This window comes from Actinomycetota bacterium, from assembly GCA_030019255.1.
In the GTDB taxonomy this organism is placed as follows: Bacteria; Actinomycetota; Geothermincolia; order Geothermincolales; family RBG-13-55-18; genus Solincola_A.
Genome location: JASEFK010000014.1, coordinates 55,714 through 69,387 on the forward strand (window position 1 = coordinate 55,714; position 13,674 = coordinate 69,387).

Consider the following 13,674-nt stretch of genomic DNA (forward strand, 5'->3'; position numbering starts at 1 on the left):
CGGACATCCCCGCCCTTTCCACGGACGGCGGGAGGAACCGGCGGTATGGCACGGGGCCCGGCGCATCTCAAGGGATCGGGGAGCATCGATGGAAGGGGATTGCCGAAAAGGGCGGTGAGCACATGAAACAGCTGGTGGTGCTCAGTGGAAAGGGCGGGACCGGGAAAACCACCGTGGCGGCGGCCCTGGTGGAGCTGGCGGGAAGGGCGATGATCGCCGACTGTGACGTGGAAGCGCCCAACCTGCACCTCCTTCTGAAGCCGGAGATAACCAAGTCCTACACCCTGAACGTGTCCCGCAAGGCGAGCATCGACCCCGAGAGATGCACGCGGTGCGGCGACTGCGTGGAGGCGTGCCGCTTCGAGGCCATACGGGAATTCCGGGTCGAGAGGCATGCCTGCGAGGGATGCGTACTCTGCGCGCGCCTCTGCCCCGCCGGTGCAATAAGCATGGAGGAACCGGAGGGGACCGAGGTCTTCATGGGCGAGACCCCCTATGGGGAGATGGTGTGGGCGCGTCTGGCGGTGGGCGAAGAGGCTTCCGGAAAGGTGGTCTCCCGGGTGCGCATGGAGGCGCAAGCCGCGGCGGTGGAGAAGGGTTATCAACTCCTGGTAATAGACGGGTCCCCCGGCATCGGCTGCCCGGTGATCGCCTCGGTGACCGGCGCCGACCTGGCCCTCATGGTGGCCGAGCCCACCCTCTCCGGGCGACATGACCTCCTCCGCGCGCTGGAGACCGCCGCCTTTTTCCGCATCCCTTCCCTCGTTTGCCTCAACAAGTGCGACATAAACGTGGAGGAAGCGGAGCGGATAAAGGAAGAGTGCGCCTCCTTGGGCGTGGAGGTAGTGGCGGAGATACCCTACCTGGAGGAACTGGCCGAGGCGGCGAGGTTGTGCATGACTCCCTTGGAGGTCGCGGAGGGTGAGGCCGCCCGCCTGCTTCGCCGGCTTCACGAAAAGGTGATGGAAAGGATCGGTTTACCCGCTTCACAAAAGGGGACTTTACATTGACATTTGCTCTCCCGGGATGAGGCATTCTTGTCGTGCAATCAACGGGAACGGAATCAAAAGCGCAGCTCAAGCCCGTACATCTATATGACATATGCCCTATAATACTTCAACATGGACATGGGACGCCGTGCCGGGATCGTGATGGAAAGCGAAAACGCCCGTACCGATATCCGAGAAAGGAGGATGTAGATGCTAATATGTGTCGCCGCTGAAGGTGGGGAGGTATGTCCCCACTTCGGCCACTGCGAGGAGTTCGCCCTCTTCCAGGCCGAAGGCGAGGAGGTCAGGCTGCTGAGGCGCGTGCCCAACCCCGGACACGCACCCGGTGCCCTTCCTCCCATGCTCAAGGAATGGGGAGTCACCCACGTGATATCCGGAGGGATGGGCAACCGGGCGGTGGCCCTCTTCCGATCCCTGGGCATCGAGGTTGTCACCGGGACCCGCGGGGACCTGGAGGAAACGGCCCGTGCCCTGGCCTCGGGAACCCTCACGAGCGAGGAGAACGTCTGCGACCATTCCGGGGAGGGGGACGCCTGCGGTCGAGGGGGAGAACACGGCGGCCGCTGCCGCCGATGATATACCTTATCCATCACATCCTGGAGGAGGGCGCCGACATGATAGACCTCGACCTCTCGAAGATGGGGTGCTTCGCCGTGGTGGGCGCCACTCAGGATCGCAACAAGTATGGGTACAAGGTGCTCATGGACCTCCACCGCGGGGGCTATCGGGTCTACGGCGTGAACCCTAACTATGACGAGATAGAGGGAGTGAGGTGCTTTCCCGACCTCGCAAGCCTTCCCGAGGTGCCGGACCTGCTCATCTTCGTCGTCCCCCCGGAGGTCACCGAAAGGACGGTGGAGGAGGCGGCCAGGCTGGGGGTGAGAAGGGTATGGATGCAGCCGGGCTCCGAATCGCCCCAGGCCATAGCCTTCTGCCGGGATAGGGGTATCGAGGCCATCCACGACGCCTGCATCATGATCTACAGGAGAGAGGCCGGAGAGGAAACAAGGGATCTTGAGCCGGATGGGGCCGGCGCAGCTCACCGGTTTACGTCGTCGGAGAGGTCCAGGTAGCAGCGGGCGGTGGCGGTGAGGACCGCTCCACCGGGTTTCAGGAACAGCCGGTCCGCCCTGCGGGCCACGCGGACAGTGACCCATAGATACCTCTCGTTGCCGCCCGTCTCGCAGGAGACGAGCTCGCACCCGTTGCGCCGGGCGTAATCGCGTGCCGCCCCGGTGGGATCGTTCCCCACCCCGAAGAGGGGGGTGAGCTCCAGCCCGGCGGCCTTGGCCGCGGCATCGGCGGCGGTCTGGGCCTGTGACCTCGCGGCATAGACCTGGGTCACATCATGCAGGATAAGGGCCAAAAGGAGCATCACCGGGACCAGGGCCGCGGCGATCACCGTGACTCCCGCCGCTTCTCCCCGCACCAGCCGCCGCGCACGGAGTACAAAACCCTCTCTCCAGGCAGTCGAACGGGGTCCTTGGGAACGGATGTCATTTCCCGGCGGGCCCTCTATAAGAGGGGGGCATGAATCCCTCCCCGGAAGGCCGCGTCGATGCCTTCGGGAATCCATCAATCAAGGCCTCCTTGCGGGAATAAAATCGTTTTCCCGCCGCTCGTAATTCTTGGCCCCCTTACGCAAGTACCCACCCACACCTCCCCTTGTGAGAATAAATCGTTTTCCCTTCGCTCATAATCCAGTGGACGTCCCCAGGAAGCGGGGTCCACGTTTATCCGCGGGAGGTCTGCGCCGTTCATGCTCCCTCCCGGTCGTTCTCGATGCGCATCTCCGCGCTGCTGCGCACGGTAACCCGGGGGAAGAACCTCTCCACGGCGGGCAGGGCGATGGGCACGTCATACTCCACCTCCACCCTTATCCATTCACCCCGCTTCCGCGGGCCGCTCTCCACCCTGACCTTGAGCTTCTCCTGGTCCAGCCCGGAGGCGGCGCGGGCTGCCGCTCCCTCGATAAGGGCCAGGTTTCCGGTCTCCACCCCCTTCCTCGCCCCCTCCCGGGCCGCGGCGGTCACCGCTATCTGGGCCCGCATCACCAGCACCGCCTGAACCAGGAGCAGAAAGACCAGGAGCAGGAAGGGAAGGACCATGGCGAATTCCGCCGTGGCCTGCCCTCGAGGGTCACGGAAGGGGAGGGGGCCACCATGAGAACGGAAAAGCCGGAAACAGCGCCTTCTTGCCTCGGGACCTTCTCGCTTGCCACGAATGAATGGGAGCCTTTTTCCTTCTGCCTTTTTCGAACTATGACTCGACAACGCGATTCCTCCCTTCCTCACGCCTATCCCCCGCCGGGCACGGTGAACGGGAAGGATCTTCTCGCGTCCTACGACTATCGAGATGCGTCCCATTCGCAAGCTTGCCATCTGAGACGGCAGGACACCGCGCACCTCTCCCCCAGGCCATGGACTCTTGACCCCCCACCGGAATAGTTACCATTTATTGCTAAATCATCCCCGCGAGCACAAGGGGACAGGCATCTCATCCGTTTAAGCCGGACCTGCGGAAACAGCCTGCGTAGAATACAGCATTCGCGCAATGCCGTGGTACTGGTACAATGCCGGGAGCCGCGAGTTCTCAGCGTTAGCTCCCGCGCCCCTACGGTGCAACAGAGGGGATCGATTGTCGGCAAGCCTGCTGTTTTCGAGAGGAACGTGACCTATTCGACCGTCTTGAAGCTCTCCTCGCGCTTCCCGCTTTTCACCCCGAGCTTCTTGAGGATGTCCTCCGGTATCTCCGGCGTGACGTATCCAACGATATCGTTGTAGTGCTGGATGAGGAAGCGGTCCCCCCGGCGCAGGCCGATGACCATGTCCGCGGCCTTGGACCTCAACTCAGTAGTGCTTATAATCTTGACCGCCATCTCTCCTCCTCCCCGAAAATTGAAAAGTTGTAGATGTTATATTACATGCTCATCAGTGCGCCGTCAAGCCCAATCGCCCCCACAAAAAGCCGGAGGCGGTCTCACCCCGAAGACCGGTCATATTAATCTCCTTCCGGATCATTGTTCCCTTTCGGGCGTTTTCGGGCGGACGATTTCCCCCGTTAAATCCCGCGCCAAAACGGGCTCGACTATTTACAACGTCATCCTTGAGGCAACGAATCCGTTGGGAGTGGATTTATTAGGAGTCAATTCGAATCCTTGATGCTACCCGCCCTCCGGTAATATAATTGGATTCCGAAAAGAATCATTTTAAGTTTTACACGGATGGTGCTGACCTGCACAAAGGAGGCGGGATGCTGGAAAAACCCTTCAAGAATTATTACGACTTCGACCACCTGCGCCGCGTTCTGCTGCGCGAAACCACGGAGGGCCCGGTGCCCATCATCGAGCTGTTGGCCGACCCGGAGATCATGAGCGCGGTCACTGGCCTGGAATTCCCCGCCGAGAGGGCGATGGAGATCTTCTACTTAGGGCCCAACCCCACCATGGAGCAGCTAGAACTCGGCATACAGCTCATGGATCTCTCCCTGGCCTTCTCCGAGAAGGTGGGCTACGATTACGTGACCATGGTCCCCGTGGTCCCCATCCCCCGCACCGAGTTCCTCCTGCGGGAAAACCCCGTCCAGGATGGGAAGCTGCGGGGTTGGCAGGATGAGCACCGCGGCCTGATCATGAGCCGCTCCGACTTCGAGGCCTTTCCCTGGCCCTCCCCGGAGGACATCAGCCTGGTGGCCATGGACTACGCCGCCTCCAAGATGCCCGAGGGCATGAAGGTGATGGCCGTATATACCGGCATTTTTGAGGACCTGAAACGTCTCATGGGCTTCGAGAACATGGCCCTGAAGAGCATCGAGGAGCCCGATCTCTGCGGGGACATCCTGGAAAAACTCACCGAACTGGCGGAGGCGGCCGTGGAACGCTGCGCGGCTCACCCGGCGGTGGGCGCAGTCTTCTACGCCGAGGACATGGGCTTCAACCGCTCGCTCATGCTCTCCCCGGCCTGGATGCGCCAGTGGGTGATCCCCCGCCTGAAGAGGATCGCCGACGCCTGCCACCGCCACGACAAGCCCTTCCTCCTCCATTCCTGCGGCCAGATCGACGCTCTCATGGAAGATCTCATCCACATGGTGGGCATCGACGCCCGCCATTCCTTCCAAGACAACATCGAGCCGGTAGAGCAGGTTTACAGAAAATACCATGACCGCATCGCCATCTTGGGGGGACTGGACGTTGACCTGCTGGCGCGGGGAACGCCCCAGGAGGTGAGACGGAGAACCCGCCAGATCCTGGAAGTCTGCGCGCCGGGCGGCGGTTTTTGCATGGGCTCAGGGAACTCGCTCACCAATTACATCAAGATCGAGAATTACTACGCAATGCTGGACGAGACCCGAAAATGGAACGAGGAACACTACGGCACATGTTAGAAACCTCCCCGGCCGGCCCGTAAGGAATTCCCCGCCGATGGTTTACCCGTTACGCGGGTCGTCGTTCCATCACGCCTATAACGTCCCCAGCGCAAAAAGGCGCATGAAGAGCCGGGCCGAGCGTCGGTGAAGGTAAGAGGAATCTTTCGCCAAGACCATCACCCGGGATGCGCACAGGAGGAGGATAAAAAAGGGAGATAGGGCAAGGAGGAAAACGGATGCAGCAGCTCAAGGAACTGGTCAAACAGGGAAAGGCCGAGGAAACTGAGGCTCGGGTGCGGGAACTGCTCAAGGCCGGGACCACCCCCGAGGCCTTGATGCGGGAAGCGATGATCCCCGCCATGGAAGAGGTCGGTAATCTATTCCAGGAGGGCGAATACTTTCTCCCCGAGATGCTCCTCGCCGCCCGCGCCATGCAGAGGGGGATGGAGTTGCTGAAACCCATTTTAGTGTCCAGTGGTTCCGGGTTCCAGGGCAAGGTGGTGCTGGGCACCGTGCAGGGGGACATCCACGACATCGGGAAGAACCTGGTAGCCATGACCCTGGAGGGAGCCGGCTTCGAGGTTATCGACCTGGGAGTGGACGTGCCTCCGGAACGATTTGTGGAAGCGGTAAAGGAATATGCGCCTCAGGTATTGGGCATGTCGGCTTTGCTCACCACCACCATGCTTTCCATGAAGGAGACCCTCGACCACCTGCGGAAGGAAGGCCTGCGTGACCGGGTCAAGGTGATGATCGGAGGGGCGGCCGTGCGCCAGGAGTTCGCCGTAGAGATAGGGGCCGATTTCTACGGGCCGGATTCCACCGCGGCGCGGGACTTCGTCCGCCGGGTCGTGGAATCTGCCGGGTAGGGGCGGTGATTCGCATGATAACGAGCGACCGGAACCTCTTCAAGGCGGCTGAATGGGTGGCCACGGAGATCTTCCAAGCTTTGGCGAGGACGGTTTGGCGGCTGATCCTCCCCGTGCCGTATCCCTCCGGTCCGGATGAGTCGTGGTACAAGAAACCGGGCCTGGGGATCATGTACCAGATCGAATACCGCCCCGGCATGGACTGGGACCGAGACTACGAGGAATTTAACCGCTCCATGATGGACGATGAGGGGAAACTCAACTTCAACGGGCCCTTCTGCAGGATCGACGAATGGGTCGAGCTGAGCAAGGACGTTGGCGTGGATTATCATATTTTTGAGTCCAAGTGGCATGACGGGATCTGCTACTTCAACACAGAGCTCACCGGCTGGAAAACCGAAACCGATTACTGTCGCCGATTCGCCGAACTCAGCCGTCGAGCCGGAATTCCCTTCATGTTCTATTACTCGGCGATATTGGACCACAATCCCCTTTTCGATCCCATACAGCCCAATCCCCATTCCACCTTTTCCGTCTTGAGCATGGAAAGCCAGCCGATGTACGAAGATTACTTGAGGGGGCAGTACCGCGAATTGATGGACCAGTACCACCCCGACGGCATGTGGATAGACTGGTACTGGCCCGACCGAGCCACTGAGCTGACCATCGATTTCTTCCGGACCAACTACCCGGAAACGGTGATCACCTTCAACTTTTCGAACTATTTTCCCAGTTCCTACCATAAGCTGGATTACACTTCCGGCGAAGCACACGATTTGGCCGGCTTTTACATCAAGCTCGTAAAAACGGGGTCGTTGCTGCTGCCCATTCTCACGGGCGCCTGGAAGTGGGCGACTCTGTTCAGGCGGGTGGCGGACCACCCCTGGGAGCTCATTACCCCGTCCGGAAAATGGTGGCAAGATCCGACCTTGCGTGAGGACCCTTATGAGTTGCTCAGGATGGCCGCGGTGATACTGGGCAGCGGCGGCAAGCTGTGCGTAGGGGCATCCGCCCAGCTGAACGGGGAATTGTACCCCGACCAGGTAAAACAACTGAAGATGCTCGGCGAATGGTACAAGCCGAGGAAAAAGCTCTTCACGGAGTCCATCCCCCTGCGCTATCGGCGTCGGGAGGTACCGGGCATCAGGATAAGCCCGCCGAGCGTGAAATCGATGGCTTGCATCCATGGCGGGAATGTGCTCCTGCACCTGGTGAACATGGACGGGATCACCCGACCGATAGTCGTGGAGTTCAAGGGGCGAAGGTGGGGAAATATCGCCCGAATATACCTCGAGCCCACGCGGAAAGAATTGGGGGTGGAGAGGAACGACAAGGGCGTCCGAGTGGTGATCCGGCCTGAGGATATCGACCCGGTGGATATCATCCTCAGGCTTAAGTCATTATGAACGGCGTGGGAAGCTGAGAATCGTGCCGCCGAAGGAGTAAGGGATTTTTTCGCTCCCCTGGTGCCGGAGAGCAACGCGGCAATCGAGAGACTGGGCAGGTTCGCACGGGATATGACCGCTTGAACGGAAACAACCGCGTAAGCATGGTGACCACCCAATCGTGCTGCCAGGCGGCGAACGAATCGCGCGCGCGAAAAATGCGTGATTTATTAAGGTTGTTGAGAAGGGCGTGCTTCACCGGAGAAAAGATATGCAGGCCACGTTGGAGAGAGGGGACACGTTTCCCGCTTCGTCCCGTGCCTGGAGGGCGAAGCAAAGCTCCACGGCCCCCTCGCCCCCTCCGCTTAAGCCCAGGAGCCGGCACAGCATCTCCCAGGGGATGAACATCTCCTCCGCCGCCCCGGGTTCGGCGGGAAGGGGCTTTCCCTCCATGAGCGGAAGGGCCTCCGCCCAGTTGACGTTCCAGTCTTCCCCTTCCGGGGATCCTTTCAGGCATCGGACTTCGTAACACATGGCCCGGCCGAGACGGCCGTCGTCACCGGGGGCCGTCCAGGTTAGCTTCACGCCCGCGAGGTGACCGTCCTCCACGACCGGCTCCGCGGCCAGGTCGGTCACCCTCCCCGGCCTCCGGGCATCCGTCTCTAGGCACCCGGTATTCCAGGGGTCGTGCCCGTATTCCGGCCAGTCGGCGGGGTCGCCCACCCGGGAGCCCGTCCTCCAGACCAGGAGCCACCCCTCGCGCGTGCCGCAGACCACTTCCCGCTTCCCGTCCCCGTCCAGATCGCCCACCGCCGGCGTGGCCACCGTCCAACCCCCGGTGAACTTGGGCCAGCCGCGGACTTCACCGCCCCCCGGCTTGAAGGCATGCAGGTCGTAATAGGAGCTCCCGACCAGGATCTCCTGGACACCGTCTCCGTCGATGTCCGCGGCCCCCGGGGTCACGAAGAACATCATGTCGTTAACGCGGCGGGGAAAGGAGGACAGCATCCGGCCGTCCTTGCACCTCCAGGCGGAAAGCTGGTCGTCGGACCTCACCTGCTCGGCGGGGAAGAAGAGGTCCAGTGCCCTTCCCATGCCCATGGTGGGCGCCACGTAGCATATTCCATTTCCTTCCAGGCGGGCAAAGCAGCCCCCTCCCAGGGCGCACATGACCGGGGCATCGGAGGACTCGGATCCCGCCCCCAACCGGTCGCAATCCAGGCTGCGCGGCATCCCCAGGGCATCCGCGCCCAGGAAGGAGGAGCCGTCCGCCTTCAGGATATAAGGAGGACCCGCTGCTGAGGCCACCCCCACTTCCAATTTCCCGTCGCCGTCCACGTCGGCCACCGCGGCGGGGCCGTTGACCCCCTCCACCACGTTGGGAAGCATGCCCGGAGCGACCATGGCCAGCTTCGCCGGCCAACCCGGGAGGTAGGCGTTGGAGGGGACCTCCCCCTCGCCGGGAAGGGACCCGTCCTCCCGGGGATGTGTGGCACCCCGGCGGTACACGGCGTAAACCCTGGTATTGCCCGGCCTGAACCTGCCCCCCGCAGCCCCGTCCAAAAAAGGCCCCAGGATGGGGAGCACGAGGGAGAGGAGAAAGGTCTCCGCAGACACCCAGGCCGCCTCGTCGGTGTAGGCCTCGTTGGTCCCGCATATCACCTCCGGCTCCCCGTCGGCGTCCAGGTCGGCCACCGAGGGGTTGGTGACTATCTTGCTCCCCCTGGGAACTTTTTCCTGCTCTCGGAAGGTGCAGGTGTGGGTGAGAGGATCCAGGCGCGCTACCCGCCCGGGATCCGCCAGCTTCACCGGCCATCCCTCCACCGGGCTGCCGTCGGCATGCCAAGCGTAGAGGTGCTGGTCCAGGCAGGCGGCGATTACCTCCAGCCGGCCGTCGGGCGGGACGTCCAGGTCGGCCAGCACCGGGCCCCGCAGGAAGCCGCGGTCCAGGCAATTCCAACGGTCGAGGCGATGCACCCGGTCGGGAACCACCCGCGAGGCGTACCACTCCGCCGGCAGGGCCCCTTCCGTCCACCAGTCGGCCCGGTCGGGGATGGAGTACAGGGGGTTGGAGCGCACCGGGAATCCCGGCAGCAACTCCCCGGAGCCGTTCCAGGCGTATATCCTCCCCAGGACGTCCCCGGCCACTACCTCCAGTCGGCCGTCGCCGTCCAGGTCGCCCACCGCGGGGGTCCCGGTGATGGATGCGAAGACCGTCTTCGGTAGAGCCCCGGAGGCGAAACCCTCCGACTCCAGGTGTAGAGGCAGGGGCGTGGTGTGCACCGGCCATCCCTGGAGCTCGGTGAAATCCGCCCTGAAGGCGTGCACCTCCCCGTCCCCGGTGGCCACGATGAGCTCGTCGGTTCCGTCGTCGTCCAGGTCGGCCAGTCGGGGGGAGGCGGAGAGGTCCCCACCCACCCGGATAGGAGCGCCGGGATAGGCATCCGGGTCGTGGAAGCAGAAGAGGGTCTTGCGATCCTCGCCCCAGTTTCCCCGGTCGTCACGCACCCGGACCCGGACGGTGAAGGCGTAGCGGTTGGGGTCCACCTCCCCACCCCGGCGGGGAATGCTCTCCTGCACCAGGCGGTATACTTCCCCCAGGTCCAGGGTGGCCAGCACCCCTTCGAGGGGTTCGAAGCGGAAGTCGGCCCCTCCCACGGTTGCCCATTCCCCCTCGGAGGGATTCCACCCCGGTCCCCACTCCACGGTGTAGCTGTAGGAATCGGCGCGCACCGCGGCCACCCTGCCAACTATTTCCAGCTCCACCTCGTTGGGGTCCCGCAACTCGAACCAGCGCGGGGAGCGTATCTCCGCCTCCGGAGGGATCCTCCCCTCGGCCACCGCCTGCACCGCCCGCCGGGCGTTCACCCGGCCGTAGCCGAAGTAGGGGTCCCACCCCGGGCCGGAGGGGAATCTCCGGGAAGGGCCGACCAGGCCATCCAGGAGGCCCAGGCTCACCCGGTGTTCCCCGGGGGAGAAGTCGATGTCATCTGCGGTCATGGTGAGCAGCTGCTTGACCTCGCAGGCGGAAAGCGGCGTTTCCATCCCCGGGTAAGGCCACAGGTCGCCTTTTCTCACCCGGTCCTCGGCGGCGGAGTAAACCAAGGCGGCGATGCCCGCCAGCCTTCCCGTGGCCCCCGAGGAATGGCCGTCGGAGGGGACGGAAATATGGGTGTGCGCCCCGTAATTGGTAAGCCCTCCCAGGTAGAGGTAGGAGGGCGGGAACTGGCGGAGCAGGAAGCACCCCGGGTCGGCATACTTTTGCACCGCGTTGACCTGGACGGTGCGCTCGTAGGTGGAGGGATAGTTCTGGTGCGCCGACTCCTCGTCCGCCGCGGAGGCGATCACCGCCACCCCGCGGGACCAGGCGTAATCCACGGCAGCCTGCCCGAAGCTGGAGACGTTGACGGTGCCCAGCGCCTCCAATACCACCCGGGCCCCGGAATCAACGGCGAAGACCACCCCCTGGGCGAAGCGGTTGACGTCCACGATGAAGGAGTCCCCCACCCGGACCACCAGGAGCATGGCGTTGGGGCAGGTGCCGGGTATGCCCTCCCCGTTGTCCGCCTCACCCGCCGCCCAGGCGCACTCCGCGCCCCCGTGGCCGAAGTCCGCCTCGTCACGGGGGTCGTTGTCATCTTCCAGGAAATCCCACCCGGAGATATCGTCCTGGTAGCCGTTGCCATCGTTGTCCTCGCCGTCGGAGAAGGCCCAGATGAGGTCCTCCGGGTCCAGGAGCCCGTTGCCGTTGAGATCCGCCACCCGAGGGTCACCCTGGTAGTCCTCCAGGTTGAAGACCCCGTCGCCGTTCACGTCCCAGCGGTCCGCGCCTTGGGGCGGGGGAAGCTCCCCGGGGTTGAGGTAGATCTTTCCGGCCAGGTCCCGCATGATCCCCGGGTCGTTCCAGCGGACGCCGGAATCCAGCACGGCGATGACCACGTCCGGCCTTCCCGTGGTTATCTTCCAGGCCTCGTCCACCGAGGCTCCCATGACCCCCTCGAGTTCCCGGCGGTAGCAGTCGGGCAGGAAGAGGCTCAGGAGGAGATGGTAAAGGGTGGAAGCCCCCTGCGAGGTGTATTTCCAGTAATCCCCATCGGTAGGAAGGTAGTCGTCGGGCGGACTCTCGCTGTAGCAGTAATCCTCGTAGCGGTACGGATCCTGTCCCGGGGGAGGTGGAGGCCAGGGGGTAGCGGCCCGCACCGGCACGGAAGTGCAGATAAAAATAAAGGTTAAAGTTATGGCGGAGGCGATCTTCCGCCCCCGTTTTGCGTCCGCGCAATTTGTCTCCATGTTTCCCCCGTCTCGTCCCCCATGAACAATCTCATATTATATGACCGTTTTTGCACTTCATTCAAGGTGAATTGCGGTCCGCGTTGCGCAGGCGCTCGTAGTTGCTGCGCCGCTCCAGCCCCTCCACCCGGAACAGGGGGTCATCGCCGATCAGCTCGCGCAACCTTTCCATTTTCAACCAGTTGTAGTACAGGGGGCGCAGGAAATCGGGGTCCTCCCGGTGTCCCAGGAAGGTCCCCTTCCGGGGGGGACGCAGCCGCATCCCCCTCCCCAGTCCGGTGTACTTGTACACCCTTATCCAGGAGTTGACCCCCACGGTGTCCGGCCTCACGGCCCGGAAGAAGTCCAGGAGATCCCGGAGCTCGTCCTCCTCTTCGTCCGGGAAGCCCAGGAGGAGGTCCACGGCCACACGTATCCCGTGCCTTCCCGCCAGCTCGATGAAGCTCTGGAGGTCGAAGAGACCGTACCTTCCGGCGGCCAGGGAAAGGGAGTCCACGGAGAGGGTTACCGAGACCGCGCCACTTTCGCGTAGCAGCCGGAAGAGGCCCTCGTCGTGGGGCAGGGGCTTCATGTACAGTGACCACTCCAGGTCCAGGCCGGAGGAGACCCAGAGGTGGAGAAGCTCCTTGCAGGTCTCCAGGTCCTGGTTGAACTCGCAGTCGCAGAGGTGGAGCTCCCGCACGCCGGCTTCCTGCAAGGAGGCGAGCTCTGCCACCACTGCCCGCGGGTCCCGGGTCCTCCAGGGCAGGCCGGCCTCCAGGCAGAAATCGCAAGCCCCCAGGCAGCCGGTCTGGGTGGTAAATCCTGCCAGTCCCCTTTCCTGTAGATAGGGTTCGTAATCCACCCAGCGCGCCCTCTCCGGGACCTCCCCGTGGTCGAAGGAATACTCCCAGCCGTTCACCAGCCGCGGCAGCCCCTCTCCCGCCTCCAGGTAGCGCAGTAAGTGGGGGAGGGCCCGTTCTCCGGGGCCGAAGACGGCGCAGTCGGCGCCCACGTACTCCGCCACCTCCCGGGGCCCCGCCAGGAGCGCCGTTCCTCCCACCACCACTGGCGCCCCGCAGGCCCTCCGGGCGGCGGATATCAGTTCCGCGAAGTCGTCCAGGAAGAAGAGGGGGTCGTGGTAGAGGGAGGTGTCCAGGTTGCGCAGGGAAAACCCCACCAGGTGGGGGCAGAAGGAGGAGAGCCTCTCCGCCAGGATCGCCGCCGGGTCCGGCGAAAAGGCCAGGTCCACCACCTCCACCTCGTGACCCTCGCGGTCCAGGTAATGGGCCAGGTATTCCAGCCCCAGGGGGATCACCGGGGGCTCGAGGTAGCGGTTGGGGTTCACCAGGGCCACCCTCATGTCGTGCTCGATACCTCCTTTTTCCCGCTCCCGAGGTCCAGGTAATGGGCCAGGTATTCCATCCCCAGGGGGATCACTGGGACCGGCCTCATCTCACGCATCGCTCCCTTGCTTACCATACGCTCGGAAACACGACGTCCTCACGCCTTCTTCCCGATCCCACACCTTTCTCTAACACCCTTACGCCTTCTTCTGGATATCACGCCTTCCTCTATTATCCACGTTCCCGTACTGACTCGCATTGGAGCAGCGCTCGTGAGTTCGGACCTCGAGTAAACCGCCGTCTTCCATTAAGTTCCGTGCTCAGCGTGCCGGGAAACGGATGCGCTTCCACACACCGGATCGAAGAAAGTCACTCCCTTGCCCTGCGCGTGGAATTCGGAAGCCGTGAAAAAAATAGCTTTGGAACGAGT

General features: G+C 63.2%; 11 protein-coding genes. 6 read left to right on the forward strand and 5 right to left on the reverse strand.

Going from position 1 to position 13,674, the window contains the following annotated elements:
• Positions 1-122: 122 nt before the first annotated feature.
• From QME84_10950 to QME84_10960, 3 genes are all read left to right on the forward strand, one after another.
• Positions 123-1,010 carry an ATP-binding protein gene (locus QME84_10950; protein ID MDI6874781.1) on the forward strand — a complete coding sequence of 296 codons (888 nt, stop codon included), beginning with the start codon at positions 123-125 and terminating at the stop codon, positions 1,008-1,010.
• Positions 1,011-1,199: 189 nt separating this feature from the next.
• Entirely contained in the window at positions 1,200-1,586 is a 387-nt protein-coding gene (locus tag QME84_10955; protein ID MDI6874782.1) for a NifB/NifX family molybdenum-iron cluster-binding protein, read from the forward strand.
• Positions 1,583-2,083 (forward strand): CoA-binding protein, encoded by a 501-nt coding sequence (locus QME84_10960; protein MDI6874783.1) that lies wholly within the window; start codon positions 1,583-1,585, stop codon positions 2,081-2,083. The genes QME84_10955 and QME84_10960 overlap by 4 nt, the downstream gene beginning before the upstream one ends.
• Here the strand turns inward: QME84_10960 and QME84_10965 are convergent.
• From QME84_10965 to QME84_10975, 3 genes are all read right to left on the reverse strand, one after another.
• The gene (locus tag QME84_10965) at positions 2,050-2,439 is read right to left on the reverse strand and encodes a pilus assembly protein TadG-related protein (GenBank protein MDI6874784.1); all 390 of its coding nucleotides are present in this window, start codon (positions 2,437-2,439) and stop codon (positions 2,050-2,052) included. The genes QME84_10960 and QME84_10965 overlap by 34 nt on opposite strands.
• A 328-nt stretch (positions 2,440-2,767) precedes the next feature.
• Positions 2,768-3,376: a TadE/TadG family type IV pilus assembly protein gene (locus tag QME84_10970; protein MDI6874785.1), complete on the reverse strand. Its 609-nt coding sequence runs from the start codon at positions 3,374-3,376 to the stop codon at positions 2,768-2,770.
• Positions 3,377-3,684: 308 nt separating this feature from the next.
• The gene (locus QME84_10975; GenBank protein MDI6874786.1) at positions 3,685-3,888 is read right to left on the reverse strand and encodes a hypothetical protein; all 204 of its coding nucleotides are present in this window, start codon (positions 3,886-3,888) and stop codon (positions 3,685-3,687) included.
• Between the two features lie 374 nt (positions 3,889-4,262).
• Between QME84_10975 and QME84_10980 the strand changes: the two genes are divergently transcribed.
• From QME84_10980 to QME84_10990, 3 genes are all read left to right on the forward strand, one after another.
• A complete protein-coding gene (locus QME84_10980; GenBank protein ID MDI6874787.1) occupies positions 4,263-5,393 on the forward strand; it encodes a uroporphyrinogen decarboxylase family protein in 1,131 nt (376 codons plus the stop codon).
• A 218-nt stretch (positions 5,394-5,611) separates the two neighbouring features.
• Complete coding sequence (locus QME84_10985; GenBank protein MDI6874788.1) at positions 5,612-6,244, forward strand: corrinoid protein; 633 nt, start codon at positions 5,612-5,614, stop codon at positions 6,242-6,244.
• 14 nt (positions 6,245-6,258) lie between these two features.
• Complete coding sequence (locus tag QME84_10990; GenBank protein ID MDI6874789.1) at positions 6,259-7,650, forward strand: alpha-L-fucosidase; 1,392 nt, start codon at positions 6,259-6,261, stop codon at positions 7,648-7,650.
• Positions 7,651-7,884: 234 nt separating this feature from the next.
• Here QME84_10990 and QME84_10995 read toward each other — a convergent pair whose 3' ends face one another.
• On the reverse strand, positions 7,885-11,919 hold the full coding sequence (locus tag QME84_10995; protein ID MDI6874790.1) for an FG-GAP-like repeat-containing protein: 4,035 nt from the start codon (positions 11,917-11,919) through the stop codon (positions 7,885-7,887).
• Positions 11,920-11,980: 61 nt separating this feature from the next.
• Positions 11,981-13,261 (reverse strand): cobalamin-dependent protein, encoded by a 1,281-nt coding sequence (locus QME84_11000; GenBank protein ID MDI6874791.1) that lies wholly within the window; start codon positions 13,259-13,261, stop codon positions 11,981-11,983.
• Positions 13,262-13,674: the final 413 nt, after the last annotated feature.